Below are 15,690 nucleotides of genomic sequence, written 5' to 3' on the forward strand. Positions count from 1 at the left end.
CAATGTGTTACAGACTACGCTGGTTAACACGTTTAGATAATTCTTCAGCAGATTCTTTACGCTCAGAATATCGATCAGTTAGATACAGGCTTTGTCCACGCGTAAGTAATGTAAACTTATAGAGTTCTTCCATCACATCTACTATACGATCGTAATAAGAAGATGCTTTCATACGTCCATCTTCTTCAAACTCTAAAAAGGCTTTAGGAATTGAAGATTGATTCGGGATTGTAATCATCCGCATCCAGCGCCCCAAAATACGCATCTGGTTAACGCTATTAAAAGATTGTGAACCACCACTAACTTGCATAAGTGCTAAAGTTTTACCTTGCGTCGCACGTATTGCACCACCAGCCAAAGGAATCCAGTCGATTTGGGATTTAAAAATAGAACTCATAGAACCATGACGCTCAGGTGAACACCAAACCATACCCTCTGACCAAGCCAAAAGTTCATGCAATTCTTTTACTTTTGGATGTTCAGTATCGGCATCTTCTGGCAAAGGCAATCCTTTCGGATGAAAGATTTTCACCTCAGCACCAAACTCCTCCAAGATTCGTCCTGCTTCCATCACCGCTAAACGACTATAAGAACGTTCACGATTCGAGCCATATAACAATAAGATGCGTGGTGCATGATCCAGTGCTTTAGCTTGAACTTTCTCTAAAGTAGGTCGATCAAGAAGATTCATATCAACATTTGGGAGATTCATAGATTTACACCGATTCAAAATACTTTTTTCTTAGCCATAAAGAGACACTGACCAAAGCAATCAAAACTGGTACTTCAACTAATGGCCCAATGACTGTAGTAAATGCCACAGGCGATGCTAAACCAAAGGTTGCAATGGCTACAGCCAGTGCTAACTCAAAATTATTACCCGCAGCAGTAAATGAAATTGCTGTAGTTTTTGGGTAGTCATTACCCATCCACTTACTCATAAAGAAACTAATGAAGAACATTACGATAAAGTAAATTGTTAATGGAATCGCAATTCGAATTACATCCAAAGGCAGACTCACTACATCTCCACCTTTGAGACTAAACATAGCAACAATAGTAAACAGTAATGCCAATAGACTTAATGGACTGATCTTCGGTAAAAAGACATTTTGGTACCACTCTAAGCCTTTGGCGTTGACTAAGATCAAACGGGTCAAGAAACCAAGAAAAAAAGGAATACCCAAGTAAATTAATACCGCGTGGGTAATCGTCCAAAAATCCACATTGATTACTTGCCCAGCAATACCAAAATAAGGTGGTAAGAAGGTAAGAAATAACCAAGCATAAGTACTAAAGAACAAAATCTGAAAGATACTATTGAATGCAACCAATGCTGCTACATATTGGTTATCGCCGCAGGCTAAACCATTCCAAACTAAAACCATTGCAATACAACGAGCTAATCCGATCAGGATTAGTCCAGTCATATACTCTGGATAGCTATGCAAAAAAATAATTGCTAATGCAAACATTAATACAGGAGCAATAATCCAGTTCTGTACTAAAGACAAAGTTAATGTTCTTTTGTCTTTAAATACTTGTGGTAGAGCTGCATAGTCCACTTTGGCTAACGGTGGATACATCATCAGAATCAAACCAATCGCAATTGGAATATTGACAGAATCCACACTCATTTTGTCTAAAGTAACGGAAGCTTGAGGTAAGAAGACACCTATCGCAATCCCCAACCCCATCGCAATGAAAATCCATAGCGTCAGGTTACGATCTAAAAATGACAGTCTTTGTTGAGCCATGATTTTCTCATTCAATATCTGATATGTGATTGATTGCAGCAATTAATTCAGGACGAGACATATTTGCTGTATCAAGTGCAAATAAAGCATCTAAACGACGGTTGATATGGTCTACTGTCACTTGGAAAGCTTTTAATTTTTCCTCTTTAGGCAAGTCTAAATGTGATGGATCAGCCAAGCCCCAATGTGCCTTGATCGCTCCCCCCGAATAAAGAGGACAAGCTTCTTGAGCTGCTGAATCACACACAGTAATCACTACATCAGGTTTATATTGCTCACAGTCATCAATGGTTTTACTCCATAAACCTTCTGTTGAAAGACCAAGGTTTTCCAAAGTTTCAATAGTCAATGGATGCACCTGTCCTGATGGCTTACTACCTGCACTGTATGCTTTCCAGTCATGAGGAGCACGACTGTTAAAAAGCACTTCAGACAAAATGCTACGACAACTATTTCCAGTACACAAAAAAAGGAATTTCATAATCTATTACTCACAATAACTATTTATAGAAAGCGTGTTGGTATTGCTTACAACTTGACTAGATGATGTTTTTTTTAAAGTATCTAGAATTTCAAAACACCATGCTGGAAGTTGTTGATTAATGCTGTAGTACACCCATTGGCTTTGTCGTCTGTCTTGTAAGAGACCAGAAGAGCGTAATAAAGCTAAATGCCTAGAAATCTTTGGTTGACTCAGTTGTAGCTTTTCTGTCAGATCACAAACACAGAGTTCTTTATTCTCAGCAATTAAAGTGACAATATTGAGACGGGTTTCATCTGATAAGCATTTAAAAAAATTAACTTGATCCATCTTTGCTACCTATAAATTTGGATATGCAGATAATCACATACAAGAACTAAATTTTTTAATTTACTCTCTGACCATTTTCGTCGATCACTTGTTCACCATCTTCTTTAGTGAAAGCACCTTTTTGTGGTAATGGCAGAATATCCAAGACAACTTCTGAAGGACGACTTAAGCGAGTACCTAATTCAGTAACAACAAATGGTCGATTAATCAAAATAGGATGTTCAAGCATAAAACTGAGTAGTTGTTCATCACTCAAATCACTACGATCAAGCTGTAAATCCCGATAAGGATCTACATTCTGACGAATAGCCTCTCTTACTGTTAAGTTTGCATCCTGAATCAATTTAACTAATTCGTCATGACTAGGTGGTGTAATGAGATATTCAATAACGGTTGGTTCAATTCCTGTATTGCGAATCAAAGCCAAAGTATTCCGAGAGGTGCCACAAGCAGGATTGTGATAAATCTTTACATCTAATGAAGTTGTCATGAAACTGGGACCTCTAATATATTAATATCTTTATATATGAATTAGCATATATATGCAACTTCATATATGATGGTCTGCAAAATACAATCCATTAAATAAGCTAGTTAAATTTGAAAAACTGCTGTAAACAATTCATTTTAGATTAAGAATTTAGCAATAATATTAAATAAGCCAATATACGTATCAGTAAGTTTGAGAAACAAATGTGATCACTAACTTTTTATTCAGGCTAACTTCTTCAGTACACCACATTTGTCCACTGTACATAACCCATCACAAGTCTTTCTTATTTCTAATAGCTGCTGTATGAGTTTCTGCTGATTCCGAATATTTTCCTCTACATCGTTAATATGTGAATCGATAAGCTCATTCACATCAGAACAATTTAGATTAGGCAGATCCTTATAATTTAGTAATTTTTTGATTTCAATTAAGTTCATATTCAAAGAACGACAATTCACAATGAATTTCAACCGATCAATGTAATCTTCAGTATATAGTCTATAGTTACCTTGAGTTCGATCAGGTTGCGGGATTAAACCTTCTTTTTCATAAAACCGTATTGTCAGTACTGAGCACGACGTTTTCTCAGAGAGCTCTCCTATCTTCATAAACATTAGAAATACTCAAAATCCAACTTGACTCTATAGTAGCTATAGAGATTTTAATATGCAATAAGTAAAGATATGACTATGGGCACATCAATGAGTGGTTGCGGTTGTAATAAAGAAAGTTCTTGTGAAGACACTAAGCAAAATCAAAATGAATCAGAAACAAATTCTGGTAACAGTAAAGATTTAACTGCTGAAGAAAGTAAAAGCTCTTGTTGTGGTAATGAAGTACCACAACAATCTAAGCCAGATGAAAAAGATTCTTGTGCTAGTACTCAGCCATGTTCTACGCAGTCAAACTCATGTTGCACCCCAGATTCAATAAGTTCACCTGAGATAATCAGTGATAATGAGGGTGTAGCGACTTTCATCAGTGACTATAAAATCCCTAAAATGGATTGTTCCGCAGAGGAACAAATGGTTCGGATGACTTTATCTTCTTTGGTAAATGTTAAGAGGCTAGTTTTTGATTTGCCGAATCGAAACCTAAAAGTTATGCATAATGGTGAAAGTAATGAAATCACTGCAAAACTTGAAGCTCTTGGGTTTGGCGCTAAATTAAATAAAACTGAAGCCTATGTAAATAAAGAGCATGCAAAAGAAATCAGTACGTTTCTGATTCCGAAAATGGATTGCTCTGCTGAGGAGCAAATGGTTCGTATGGCATTGTCTCCAGTGAGTGAGGTCAAAGGACTAATATTTGATTTACCTAATCGGAAATTAAAAGTTTTTCATAATGATGGTCTTAATGAAATTACTAGCAAACTTGAAGCACTTGGTTTTGGAGCCAAACTTGAAAGTACCGCTGCCTCTGTGGGTGAAATGCCTGAAAAAGCAGATACGTCTGAACAAGCAAAAGTTTTAAAAATTCTTTTAGCGATTAATCTCCTATTATTCTTTATAGAGTTTATCAGTGGTTTGGTAGCTGCCTCTACAGGCTTGATTGCTGACTCATTGGATATGCTTGCTGATGCCACAGTGTTTGGTATAGCACTGTTTGTTGTTGGTAAAAGTGTAAAAAAACAATTAAAAGCAGCGCATCTTTCAGGCTGGTTACAGTTAATTCTCGCTACTTCTGTAATTGTAGATGTTGTGCGTCGGTTCATTTATGGTAGTGAGCCAGAGTCTTTCTTGATGATTGGAATTGCTGCTTTAGCGCTAATTGCCAATTTTTATTGTATATACCTAATGTCTCATCAAAAAAATGATGGTGCACACATGAAGGCTAGTTGGGTCTTTTTATCCAATGATATCATAGTCAATTTTGGTGTGATTTGTGCAGGGATACTAGTTGCTTTGACAGGTTCCGCATATCCAGATCTTGTTATAGGAATAATTGTTTCACTTTTCGTACTTAACGGTGCTCGAAAAATTTTGGCATTGAAATAAGAGTATTAAAAATGAATTTATTCCAAGTTAAACCAAACGAATTTGTCAAAATTGTTGACCTAAAAAAAGGTAACCAATATTTAGATAAAAATGATCCAGTTCTCGAACGACTTGAATTGTTAGGTTTCAGAATTGGTGAAACTTTACAAGTTCTAGCTAAGGGACTTTTCGGTGGTGATCCAGTATTGGTTCAAATTGAAACTTCTCGATTTGCGTTAAGAAAGAATGAAGCTGAACGAATTTTTGTAGAGATTGTTTCAAATGAACAGTAAAAATATTGCACTTATTGGTAACCCAAATTGTGGGAAAACATCTCTCTTTAATACTTTAACAGGTACTCGTCAAAAAGTAGCTAATTATGCTGGTGTTACTGTTGAGCGGAAAGAAGGTTTTTTTAAACTACCTTCTGGTGAATCAGTTCGAGTTTTAGATTTGCCCGGCACATACAGCTTAAAGCCTACGAGTCTAGATGAAGAGGTAACAAGGGCTGTATGCTTAGGTGAGCTTGAGGGTGAGGTTCTACCTGATATATATGTATGTGTGGTTGATGCCACTAATTTACATTTACATTTAAGTCTTGTGCTTGAAATAAGGGCATTGAATCGACCAATGCTTCTTGTTTTAAATATGATGGATGAGGTCAAAAAGCGTGGTATTTCGATAGATATTAATAAGCTATCAGAATTGTTGGGTATCCCTGTTATTGAGGCTGTTGCCGTTAAAACTAAAGGCGTGCAAGAACTACTAAATCAATTAGATCAAAAAAATCTATTTGTCACTCCTTATCATTCTGATCTGAATCATTTTGATCAGATTAAAAATATTACTAAACAGGTAATTTTAAAAAATGATAACGGTGATGCAAGAACAGCTTTCTTGGATAAAATTTTCTTACATCCTGTACTTGGTTTAGTCATCCTAACGCTTACCATGTTTGTCATGTTCCAAGCCGTTTTTATCTGGGCACAACCTTTTATCTCATTAATTGAAAATGCAATTGCTTGGTTAGGTAATACAATTGGCCCGCTTATTACTCATCCATTACTTAGAAGTCTTATTGTTGATGGGGTAATCGCTGGATCGGGTAGTGTTTTGGCTTATATGCCGCAGATCCTTATCTTATTCTTCTTTATTTTAATTTTAGAAGAATCAGGTTATTTGCCACGAGCAGCATTCCTTTTGGATAAATTAATGTCCAAAGCTGGTTTAAGTGGACGTTCCTTTATTCCACTATTGTCTAGTTTTGCCTGTGCTATTCCTGGTGTCATGGCAACACGAAGCATTAGTTCGGAAAGAGATCGTCTAGCAACCATTATGATTGCGCCATTAATGACTTGTTCTGCAAGATTACCTGTTTATGCTTTGCTAATTGCGGCATTCATTCCAAACAAATTAGTTTATGGTTGGTTGAGCCTACAAGGTTTAGTTCTTTTTGGACTATATATGGCTGGAATTGTTTCAGCATTATGTGTTTCTTTATTTTTGAAACTAGTTAGAAAAGATAAAACAGAAAGTATTTTTATCTTTGAGTTGCCTACTTATCGATTGCCAGATATTCGAAACGTTGCATTAGGACTTTATGATCGAGCTACGATCTTTCTAAAAAGAGTTGGTGGTATTATCGTAGCATTATCTATATTGCTTTGGGTGTTGGTTACGTTCCCTCAACCACCTGAGCATGCCACGATGCCTGCTATCAACTATAGTTTAGCTGGACAACTTGGACACATTATTCAGCCTATATTTGCACCTATTGGCTTTACTTGGGAAATCTGTATCGCATTAATTCCTGCTATGGCTGCAAGGGAAGTTGTCATTGCTGCTTTAGGTGTAATTTATGCTATGTCTGGAGATGAAGATACTGTAACTCAAACATTGTTGAGTCAAATCTCTGGTCCTGATGGTTGGGGGCTAGCTACAGGGATGTCATTATTAGTTTGGTACATTTTCGCACCACATTGTCTTGCAACATTAGCGACCATTCGTCGTGAAACTGGTAGCTGGAAACAGCCTGTTATTATGGCGACTTACTTATTTGGGCTTGCGTATTTCTTTGCCTTCATTACATATCAGCTTATTAGTAGACTTTAATCAAAATAAGAATATTTCATAAAGAAAAATGGATGCCTTCGCATCCATTTTTCTTTTAAGTATCAAACTGATTATGAGCTTTTTTTCACAGCAACAATAATCTGACTCTCACCCTCTATTTTTAATTCGAAGTCAACCTTTTCCCCTACAGTTAAACCATTCAATAATGCTGGATCTGCAACTTTAAAGCCCATGGTCATTGCAGGCCATTTAATTGCAGGAATTGCTTCATGGTCGAGTGTTAGAATATTTTCTTTCGTATCAATAGCAGTAATCACACCAACAGCTTGAGCTGTTGCAACTGTAGATGACTCTTTACTCATCTGCTCCATCGGTGCTTCCGCTTTCTTTTGCTCTGATGCCTCATTTTTGCTACATGCACTTAACGCAGCAACAGTTGCAACAAGAGCCACAATTTTCATAAATTTCAACATAATAAAACCTCTTTTGACGAAATAATAAAACTATCAATTCTTTGATAGTTTTCTTTTGATTAAAAGCTGATATGCCGCAGGGATAACAAACATAGATAAGAGAGGGGCTGAAATCATCCCCCCAACCATAGGTAAAGCAATACGACTCATTAATTCAGAACCTGTTCCAGTCCCCAACAGAATAGGGATTAACCCCGCCAAAATGACAGCGACTGTCATTGCTTTAGGGCGAACACGTAGCACGGCTCCTGTATGAATTGCCTTATTGAGTTGTTGCTCTGTTAAGGATGCCGTTGAAGAAGATAGGCTTTGCTGTGCATGCTCAATTGCTTGCTTTAAATAGAACAACATGACTACACCAAACTCTGCGGCAACACCAGCAAGTGCAATAAAACCAACAGCAATCGCAACCGAAAAGTGATAATCACTCAAGTACATAGCCCAAATACCACCAATCAAGGCAAAAGGTAGTGTTGCCATAATCAGAACAGCATCTTGTACTTGCCTAAAAATCAAATAGAGCAATAGAAAAATGATCATCAAAGTAATTGGAATAACAACTTTTAAGCGAGCATTCGCACGCTCCATGAACTCAAACTGTCCTGAATAGCTAATGCTCATGGCAGAAGAACGTTTTACTTTTTGGTCTATGGCCTGCTTCAAATCTTGTACAACCGAAGCTAAGTCACGTCCTTGTACATCGACATAGATCCAACCACTTGGACGGGCATTCTCACTTTTAAGCATTGGCGGCCCATCTGTAATTTGAATATTAGCAACACTACTCAAGACTATTTGTTGACCAGATTCAGTTAGAATCGGTAAATTTCTTAAGGCTTCCAGTGAATCTCGAATCTCTCGTGGGTAACGTACATTAATGGGATACCGTGCCAAGCCTTCAACAGTTTCACCAATATTTTCCCCGCCAATCGCTGATGAGACGATTTGCTGTACATCTTTAATATTGAGACCATATCGCGCAGCCTGCATACGGTTAATATCAACATCAACATATCGACCACCTGTGAGCCGTTCAGCTAAAGCTGAACTAACACCGGGCACCTGTTTAGCCACTTGTTCAATTTGCTGTGCTACCCGATCAATATCTTGCAGATCATTTGCTGAAACCTTAATCCCGATTGGACTTTTCACCCCAGTTGCCAACATATCAATCCGGTTACGGATAGGTGGCACCCAAATGTTTGTTAAACCCGGTACTTGGACTGCCTTATCTAGTTCTTTTATCAATTTGTCAGGTGTCATACCTGAACGCCATTCAGACCGTGGTTTGAACTGAATCGTGGTTTCAAACATTTCTAATGGTGCAGAATCTGTGGCTGACTCTGCGCGACCAGCTTTACCGAATACTGTTGCAACTTCAGGAACGGTTTTAATCATTCGATCAGTCTGTTGGAGTAGCTCAGAAGCTTTTGCTGCGGACAATCCCGGTAAAGCTGAAGGCATATACAGTAAATCACCTTCATCCATATTGGGTAGAAACTCCCCACCTAACCGTGTTAAAGGGAAAAGACTAATAAGGAAAATTAGCAATGCACCAAGTAAAATTGTCTTTGGATGAGCTAAAACCTTATCCAACATAGGGCTGTATATTTTGATCAGAAAACGGTTCAGTGGATTACGCTGTTCAGAAGGTAATTTCCCTCGAATCCAATAACCCATTAAAACGGGAATCAAGGTAATGGATAAACCTGCTGCTGCTGCCATTGCATAGGTTTTAGTAAATGCCAGTGGTGAGAACAAGCGACCTTCTTGTGCCTGTAAAGTAAAAATAGGAATGAAGGATAAGGTAATGATGAGTAGACAGAAAAATAAAGTTGGCCCGACCTCACTGGCAGAACGTGTAATGATGTTCCAACGGACTTGTGCTTCCAAGACTTGCTCAGGATGTTCGTGTTGCCAAGTTTCGATATGCTTATGTGCATTTTCAACCATTACAATTGCGGCATCGACCATAGCGCCAATCGCGATAGCAATACCACCCAACGACATGATATTGGCATTTAGCCCTTGATAATGCATCACCAAGAAAGCAGATAAAATCCCAAGCGGCAAAGAAACAATAGCCACCATTGCTGAACGTAAATGCCAGAGGAATAGTCCACAGACTAAAGCCACCACAATAAACTCTTCAATTAATTTATGGCTGAGATTTTCTACTGCTCTATCAATCAATTGACTGCGATCATATACAGGAACAACTTGTACACCTTTCGGTAGACTTTGTTGTAATTCAGCTAGCTTCGCTTTCACAGCAGTAATCGTTTCACGTGCATTTTTACCTGCTCGTAAAATCACGACACCCCCAACCGTTTCACCTTGCCCATTCAATTCACTGATGCCACGACGCATTTCTGGACCAAGTTGAATAGTTGCAACATCACCTAAAGAAACAGGAACACCGAAACTATTTGTTCGTAAAGGAATTTGGCGAAAATCATCTAAAGTTTTTAAATAACCAGAAGCCCGCACCATATATTCCGTTTCAGCCATTTCCAGAACTGAACCACCAGTTTCCTGATTAGCTTTTTGAATCGCCTCAATGACATTGTTTTGTGTGACACCTAAAGTAGCCATCTTGCTTGGGTCTAAGACAACCTGATATTGCTTAACCATTCCCCCAATTGTGGCAACTTCAGCCACGTTAGGTAATGTCTTCAGTTCATACTTTAAAAACCAGTCTTGTATGCTTCTCAGCTCCGAAAGATCATGCTGTCCTGTTGGGTCTACTAATGCATATTCATAAACCCAACCAACGCCAGTGGCATCTGGTCCCAATGAAGATTTCGCATTTGCAGGCATTTTCCCTTGAATTTGATTTAGATACTCCAATACACGAGAACGGGCCCAGTAAAGGTCAGTATGTTCATCAAAGATGACATAAACAAATGAGTCACCAAAAAAAGAATAACCGCGAACAGTTTTAACACCGGGCACCGATAACATGGTTGTTGTTAAAGGGTAGGTCACCTGATTTTCAACAATTTGTGGTGCCTGACCAGAAAAATTAGTTCGAATAATTACTTGTACATCAGACAAATCTGGTAATGCATCGACCGGAGTATTCTTTACGGCCCAAGTTCCCCAAGCAGCCAGAATTAAAGCGGCCAACAGGACAAATACACGATTTGCAATTGAAAAACGAATAATACGGGCAATCATAATCGTCCTCCCGTTTAGTTCTTCATAGATGTCATAGACATCTTGGAAATGTCAGAAATAACGTAAGTATCTCTAGCATGTGTAAAACTAAAACGGACCTGATCGCCTTGCTGAATTTGGGTAAATGGTTGCACTGGTTGTTTAAAGCTCATAGTCATAGCCCCCCAACCCAACTCAGGAATCGCCTGATGTGAAATGGTAATGTCTTGAGCTGTGACTTTTTCAACTTTACCAATGCCTTGATATATTGATGTCTTAACCACTTGAGATGAAGTCTTCGATTGTCCAGTGTTCAGCTTATCCAATACACCTTGTAAATTTGCTTCAGAATCAATCAGGAATTGCCCTGAAATTACCACCTTCTGACCAGCTTTCAACCCTTTTAGAATTGCAATTTTATTGCCATCACTTTGACCTAACTGTACTACAACAGGTTCAAAACGCCCTTGCTCATGTCCCACAATGACAACGTTCCGAGTACCTGTACGTATAACAGCTTGCTCTGGTATAACTAAATTGCTTTGTGGGTTGTTGGAGAATTTAACGGAAGCAAACATTCCCGGCTTGAGCAATCCCTCTCTATTGGGCAACTCAATACGAACTTTTATGGTTCTACTCGTGCTATCCAAAGTTGGTAAAATATCAATGACTTTACCGGACACTATTTGAGGATATGCAACAAAAGTAGCTTCAACTTTCATTCCCCGTTTTATCCCGGCAATTTGTGCTTCTGGAACAGATGCTTCTAACCAGATTGGGCTTATCCCCTTGATGGTGACAAGCGTTTGCCCCATAGCTAAAGCCATTCCATTGCGGACTTCTAACGAATCAATAAATCCACTTACAGGTGCACTTAAAGTCATATTGGATTGCACTCGATGTGTCCGCTCGACTTGATTAATCACATTTTGTGGGATTCCTAAAAGCTGTAAACGTTGTCGGCTTGCCTGAATAAGAGAACGATCTCTTGTTCGGAGTACAGCTAGAAATTCAGTTTGTTCTCCTGTCCATTCAGGTATTGAAATATCAGCTATGGGACTGCCTTGCATCACCATATCCCCAACAGCATGTCCGTACACTCGTTGGACGAAACCACTTGCTCTTGTTTGTAAAATAGCTACCTGTCGTTCATTGGTCTGCAATATACCATTGGTTAACAAAGTATTTCCCATCACAGCTTGTTCGACTGAAGCATAACGAATTGCTAAATTTTGTTGGAGGGATGGATCAATCTTAACCGCAGGATAACTGTCTTCAGTCATCGTAGTATTTTCATCTGCATATTTAGGAACCAGTTGCATGTCCATAAATGGCGATTTCCCCGGTTTATCAAAATGCTGTTCAGGCTTCATTGGGTCGTACCAATACAACACTTTGGCAGCCTGTTGCGGACCTGATTGAGGATTGTATTTCTGATGTGCAATCCAGTATCCAGCACCACCACCCGCAGCCAGACTAATTACCGCAACGCCCATGACAGTAACTGCTAATTTATTTCTTAACATTATGGCTGCCCCTCAACATGGTTTAAGGTCGGTTCTTCAAAGGCATAATAAAGTTGGGCTTTAGTCACAGCCTGTTGCTGTTGGAGATCAATGAGACGCAAACGCTGTTCTAAAAGAGCTTGTCGAGCAGCAATAACATTAGACAAATTACTTTTACCTGCTTGATAGCTTGCCAACTGTAAACCCACTTTTTGTTTAGCGAGTGGAATACTTGTTTGCATCGCACGTCTAATTTGCTGATCAAGTGCATCAAGATCGGATAACCCATCATCTAGCATAGTGAGATGGTCACGGTATTGGACTTCTTGATCGGCGGTAATCCTGTTTTGTTCGGCTAAAGCTGCCTGAATGAGTGGACTACTACGTCTTTTTGAAAAGACAGGAAGCTCTGTTGTTAGTTGCACCCCGATCATATCGCCAAATTCGGGTGCTCGATGCTGATAAGCAAGTTCAATACCCCAATCTGGTTTCTGTAAAGCCTGAGCTTGCTTCAGTTTTGCTTCAGCAGTTTGCTTTTCTGCCTGAAATGCTTTTAATTCAGGATGTTGATGCAAATGATGATATAGCTTTGATGTATCAAGGTAGATAGATGGTGCTTGGTCAGGTAAGGTTTCAATTTGAGAGAGATTTTCAGTAGGTTCTGCACTGACTAACCGATGCAACTCTAACTTGGCTTTATTTAAATCACGAAGTAAATCATCCTTCTGGTCAAGCAATACCGTGGCTTCTTGTCTTGGATCAAGTGCATCGGCAATGATTGTACGACCAGAGATGACCTGTGTTTGAGTAATTTGAGAAAGTAATCGATTCTCTGAAAACAGTTCATCATATAGTGCTAATTTACGTTCAAGATAAAAGCGCTTAAGCCAAGCAGATGCGACTTTCTGACGTACCTCAATACGCAGAATCTCAGTTTGAGCATTGGCCGAACCTAGTTCAGCTTTTGCTAAATCGACCTCAGCTTGTCTTTTGGCACGATTTGGAAAATCTTGCATCACGCCAATTTTTTGCATAGTCATACCTTCGCGTGTGACTGACCATGCGGCATCGCCGGATACAGGGTAATTATCTAAACCTACAAATAATTTAGGGTTGGGTAAAATACCTGAAGCTGAAACCATATTTTCAGCCCCTTCAATCCTTGCACTATTTGCTCTTAGGGTAGGTGCATATTGCTCAGCAAGCTTCATAGCTGTATTCAAAGTTAATGGCTCAGCATAAGCCTGACCATAGACCAGACAGAAACAGATAGTAGCTATTGGCCATCTCTTACGATGAGATTGCTTTTCTTTATAAATATTCATATTTTTTGCTCTAAAATGTTTACGCGCACGCGCAGAACATTCATAGAAAATTCTATGAATGATAGAGGACTATCAAATTAGTTAGAGCGTGGAGGCTTCCATAAACCCGAAGGGTATGGAGAAGGAAGATTTTGATCTAAAGAGTAAAAAGCTGAGCGCTCTATAGGAAAGGAAACCATTGAGTGCAAAATACCCTGAACGTCATTAGCATATACAAGCTTGGTAAAAGACATAATGCAATCTTGTTCAGACAGACAGGATGGATCATGCAGAGTTTTTTTGGACTTTGCTTCTCCTTTCATACAATCAGTATGCATCATATTCTGATTTTTCGACTCTTCCATTTGCATGGATTGCATCTGTTCAGATGGCATTAAACATCGTTTATGTACAGACGAGGCAACAGCAGCCGATCCTACTAACAGGATAGCAAACGATAAAAACAGCGATAGGCATGTTTTTAACCACTGCATAGACATAGACCAAATTTTAAGCTTTTTTAGTTTTACAGAATTGAATCGTAATAGCAACAATTTCATGAATAGTAGCCGAAACTACTATTCATGATTTCAAGTTATAGTATTTTAAAATACCAATTCGATGCCTGCACCATATTTCCATCCTTTTTCGGACTCAGTTGCTTCTTGCACGTTAGTTGCTTTTTGTCCTTTTTCATATTGGTAAGCAACATCCACAAAAGGTCTGACTCTTTTAGTGACTTCATATCGGGTTTTAATACCGGTTTTTAGTTCAGACAAACCTGATTTTGCAGCATAGTTAGAATCATCGCTAAATACAGCATCTACTTCAAGATAAGGTTGTGTGATCAATTTCTGGGTTAACAGGAAATCACGCTCGACTTCTAAGCTTGCCCCCCAAAAATTATTCTCACCACCGTACAAATAAGCTTGGGTTTCAAAGAAATATGGAGCTAATCCCAACACGCCAACAACACCATCAACCCGATCGCTGTTGCTGTTATTTTTATCTTCACTGTATCTCACCCCAGCCTGTACATCCCAAAAGGGTGCTACATTACGGCTATAAAGCGCAGATACATCATATTTTGGATCATGACTTTCTGCTTTATCCAAATTTGCTTCAATAAATAGGCGATTTTCATCTGTACCTATCAATGTTTCAATTTTCGATCCTAAAGCACCTTTGCCATCTTCATCCACAGTCCACTCATTCTCAAACTTAGTCATTTGGAAAACTTGTCCACCATGTTCTTTCAGATGTTTATCATGATTTCGGTTATTAGAAGTTTCGGCTTCCAGGCCTATACCATTATCTCCATCATTACCAGAAGTTGAATTTTGGTAAGTATTACGATCAACATAACCTAATCCACCAGGCTCTTTTAACAGCATTTTCATACTCTCGGACTGAGAGGATTTAGTACTACTATCCATGCTTTGAACAGCAGTATCATTTGCAAAAGCTACACCTGATAATCCAATTAAAGCTATAGATAAAAATGTCTTAGAATATATTTTTTTAGTGGTGCGCATGTTGATTTACCCCCTTATCATTAGTATTAGGTTGAGCAACAACATCTTTCGAATCAGTACTATTACTATCGACATTTGCCACAATAAGTTTATTCATCATTCCAGCAGACATGTGATAGAGCAAATGGCAATGGATAGCCCATTCACCTAACTCATCAGCCGTTAATAAAGTTGTAACTGTTTTACCTGGTGGAACAATTACTGTATGTTTATTCGGCATATTGCTAGGATCTTGGCCATTTTCCAGTTGCATAAACATGCCATGTAAATGCATTGGATGAGCCATCATACTATCGTTAACAAATTTCAAGCGTATACGCTCACCATATTTCACTTTAAATGGTTCAGTTTCATTAAACTTCTTACCATTAATTGTCCAAATATAGCGCTCCATATTTCCACCTAAGCGGATTTCAATTTCACGTTCTGGAGCACGGGTATCTTTTTGGGGGGTTAAAGATTGTAAATCACTATATTGAAGTGCTTTTAGACCAGCTGGTGTTGATGCATTCGCCCATCCGTAAACCACTTGATCAGATCCAGAAGAGCTTACTGTTTTTGAAGGCATATCATGATCCATACCTTTCATTGAAGACATATCATG

The 15,690-nt window shown here is 38.7% G+C and carries 16 protein-coding genes; 3 read left to right on the top strand and 13 right to left on the bottom strand.

Annotation, left to right across the window (positions count from 1 at the left end; translation table 11 throughout):
- Positions 1-7 precede the first annotated feature (7 nt).
- From arsH to cadR, 6 genes are all read right to left on the bottom strand, one after another.
- Entirely contained in the window at positions 8-712 is a 705-nt protein-coding gene (arsH, locus tag F968_RS15830; protein ID WP_001052988.1) for an arsenical resistance protein ArsH, read from the bottom strand.
- Between the two features lie 4 nt (positions 713-716).
- Positions 717-1,757 (bottom strand): ACR3 family arsenite efflux transporter, encoded by a 1,041-nt coding sequence (gene arsB, locus F968_RS15835; protein ID WP_000068658.1) that lies wholly within the window; start codon positions 1,755-1,757, stop codon positions 717-719.
- A gap of 7 nt (positions 1,758-1,764) precedes the next feature.
- A complete protein-coding gene (locus F968_RS15840; RefSeq protein ID WP_004794608.1) occupies positions 1,765-2,238 on the bottom strand; it encodes an arsenate reductase ArsC in 474 nt (157 codons plus the stop codon).
- Positions 2,239-2,244: 6 nt separating this feature from the next.
- Positions 2,245-2,568, bottom strand: coding sequence for a metalloregulator ArsR/SmtB family transcription factor (locus tag F968_RS15845; RefSeq protein WP_000373080.1), 324 nt, complete (start codon positions 2,566-2,568; stop codon positions 2,245-2,247).
- Between the two features lie 55 nt (positions 2,569-2,623).
- Entirely contained in the window at positions 2,624-3,058 is a 435-nt protein-coding gene (gene arsC, locus F968_RS15850) for an arsenate reductase (glutaredoxin) (protein ID WP_000213577.1), read from the bottom strand.
- Between the two features lie 224 nt (positions 3,059-3,282).
- A complete protein-coding gene (gene cadR / locus F968_RS15855) occupies positions 3,283-3,675 on the bottom strand; it encodes a Cd(II)/Pb(II)-responsive transcriptional regulator (protein ID WP_000480874.1) in 393 nt (130 codons plus the stop codon).
- A gap of 75 nt (positions 3,676-3,750) precedes the next feature.
- On the opposite strand from cadR, the gene F968_RS15860 reads away from it, so the two are divergent.
- Genes F968_RS15860 through feoB form a run of 3 tightly spaced genes read left to right on the top strand, consistent with a single transcriptional unit; the run spans position 3,751 to position 7,149 of the window.
- Positions 3,751-5,058 carry a cation efflux transmembrane domain-containing protein gene (locus F968_RS15860; RefSeq protein WP_000537300.1) on the top strand — a complete coding sequence of 436 codons (1,308 nt, stop codon included), beginning with the start codon at positions 3,751-3,753 and terminating at the stop codon, positions 5,056-5,058.
- An 11-nt stretch (positions 5,059-5,069) separates the two neighbouring features.
- Positions 5,070-5,330 (top strand): FeoA family protein, encoded by a 261-nt coding sequence (locus F968_RS15865; RefSeq protein WP_001048218.1) that lies wholly within the window; start codon positions 5,070-5,072, stop codon positions 5,328-5,330.
- Positions 5,320-7,149, top strand: coding sequence for a ferrous iron transporter B (feoB, locus tag F968_RS15870; RefSeq protein ID WP_001086233.1), 1,830 nt, complete (start codon positions 5,320-5,322; stop codon positions 7,147-7,149). The genes F968_RS15865 and feoB overlap by 11 nt, the downstream gene beginning before the upstream one ends.
- 71 nt (positions 7,150-7,220) lie before the next feature.
- Here the strand turns inward: feoB and F968_RS15875 are convergent, their stop codons facing one another.
- The 7 genes from F968_RS15875 to F968_RS20690 all read right to left on the bottom strand — a co-directional run.
- Entirely contained in the window at positions 7,221-7,583 is a 363-nt protein-coding gene (locus tag F968_RS15875) for a copper-binding protein (RefSeq protein ID WP_000911302.1), read from the bottom strand.
- Between the two features lie 33 nt (positions 7,584-7,616).
- Complete coding sequence (locus F968_RS15880; RefSeq protein ID WP_000561666.1) at positions 7,617-10,763, bottom strand: efflux RND transporter permease subunit; 3,147 nt, start codon at positions 10,761-10,763, stop codon at positions 7,617-7,619.
- A 14-nt stretch (positions 10,764-10,777) separates the two neighbouring features.
- Positions 10,778-12,268 (bottom strand): efflux RND transporter periplasmic adaptor subunit, encoded by a 1,491-nt coding sequence (locus F968_RS15885; protein WP_004794612.1) that lies wholly within the window; start codon positions 12,266-12,268, stop codon positions 10,778-10,780.
- The gene (locus F968_RS15890; protein WP_001028920.1) at positions 12,268-13,572 is read right to left on the bottom strand and encodes a TolC family protein; all 1,305 of its coding nucleotides are present in this window, start codon (positions 13,570-13,572) and stop codon (positions 12,268-12,270) included. The genes F968_RS15885 and F968_RS15890 overlap by 1 nt, the downstream gene beginning before the upstream one ends.
- Before the next feature lie 77 nt (positions 13,573-13,649).
- The gene (locus F968_RS15895) at positions 13,650-14,111 is read right to left on the bottom strand and encodes a hypothetical protein (protein ID WP_000771473.1); all 462 of its coding nucleotides are present in this window, start codon (positions 14,109-14,111) and stop codon (positions 13,650-13,652) included.
- A 45-nt stretch (positions 14,112-14,156) separates the two neighbouring features.
- The gene (locus F968_RS15900) at positions 14,157-15,086 is read right to left on the bottom strand and encodes a copper resistance protein B (RefSeq protein ID WP_001260874.1); all 930 of its coding nucleotides are present in this window, start codon (positions 15,084-15,086) and stop codon (positions 14,157-14,159) included.
- Positions 15,073-15,690, bottom strand: a 618-nt coding sequence (locus tag F968_RS20690) for a multicopper oxidase domain-containing protein (protein WP_004794615.1), incomplete at its 5' end; no start/stop codon positions are given. The genes F968_RS15900 and F968_RS20690, both read right to left, overlap by 14 nt.

The sequence above is a fragment of the Acinetobacter sp. NIPH 817 genome (assembly GCF_000368405.1).
In the GTDB taxonomy this organism is placed as follows: Bacteria; Pseudomonadota; Gammaproteobacteria; order Pseudomonadales; family Moraxellaceae; genus Acinetobacter.

Bases quoted from the DNA above. Each gene is read 5' to 3' on its own strand.
- feoB (WP_001086233.1), top strand. From the start codon at position 5,320: ATGAACAGTAAAAATATTGCACTTATTGGTAACCCAAATTGTGGGAAA.
- cadR (WP_000480874.1), bottom strand. From the start codon at position 3,675: ATGTTTATGAAGATAGGAGAGCTCTCTGAGAAAACGTCGTGCTCAGTA.
- F968_RS15885 (WP_004794612.1), bottom strand. From the start codon at position 12,268: ATGTTAAGAAATAAATTAGCAGTTACTGTCATGGGCGTTGCGGTAATT.
- F968_RS15875 (WP_000911302.1), bottom strand. From the start codon at position 7,583: ATGTTGAAATTTATGAAAATTGTGGCTCTTGTTGCAACTGTTGCTGCG.
- F968_RS15880 (WP_000561666.1), bottom strand. From the start codon at position 10,763: ATGATTGCCCGTATTATTCGTTTTTCAATTGCAAATCGTGTATTTGTC.
- F968_RS15895 (WP_000771473.1), bottom strand. From the start codon at position 14,111: ATGAAATTGTTGCTATTACGATTCAATTCTGTAAAACTAAAAAAGCTT.
- F968_RS15900 (WP_001260874.1), bottom strand. From the start codon at position 15,086: ATGCGCACCACTAAAAAAATATATTCTAAGACATTTTTATCTATAGCT.
- F968_RS15890 (WP_001028920.1), bottom strand. From the start codon at position 13,572: ATGAATATTTATAAAGAAAAGCAATCTCATCGTAAGAGATGGCCAATA.
- arsC (WP_000213577.1), bottom strand. From the start codon at position 3,058: ATGACAACTTCATTAGATGTAAAGATTTATCACAATCCTGCTTGTGGC.
- arsH (WP_001052988.1), bottom strand. From the start codon at position 712: ATGAATCTCCCAAATGTTGATATGAATCTTCTTGATCGACCTACTTTA.
- F968_RS15865 (WP_001048218.1), top strand. From the start codon at position 5,070: ATGAATTTATTCCAAGTTAAACCAAACGAATTTGTCAAAATTGTTGAC.
- arsB (WP_000068658.1), bottom strand. From the start codon at position 1,757: ATGGCTCAACAAAGACTGTCATTTTTAGATCGTAACCTGACGCTATGG.
- F968_RS15840 (WP_004794608.1), bottom strand. From the start codon at position 2,238: ATGAAATTCCTTTTTTTGTGTACTGGAAATAGTTGTCGTAGCATTTTG.
- F968_RS15845 (WP_000373080.1), bottom strand. From the start codon at position 2,568: ATGGATCAAGTTAATTTTTTTAAATGCTTATCAGATGAAACCCGTCTC.
- F968_RS15860 (WP_000537300.1), top strand. From the start codon at position 3,751: ATGGGCACATCAATGAGTGGTTGCGGTTGTAATAAAGAAAGTTCTTGT.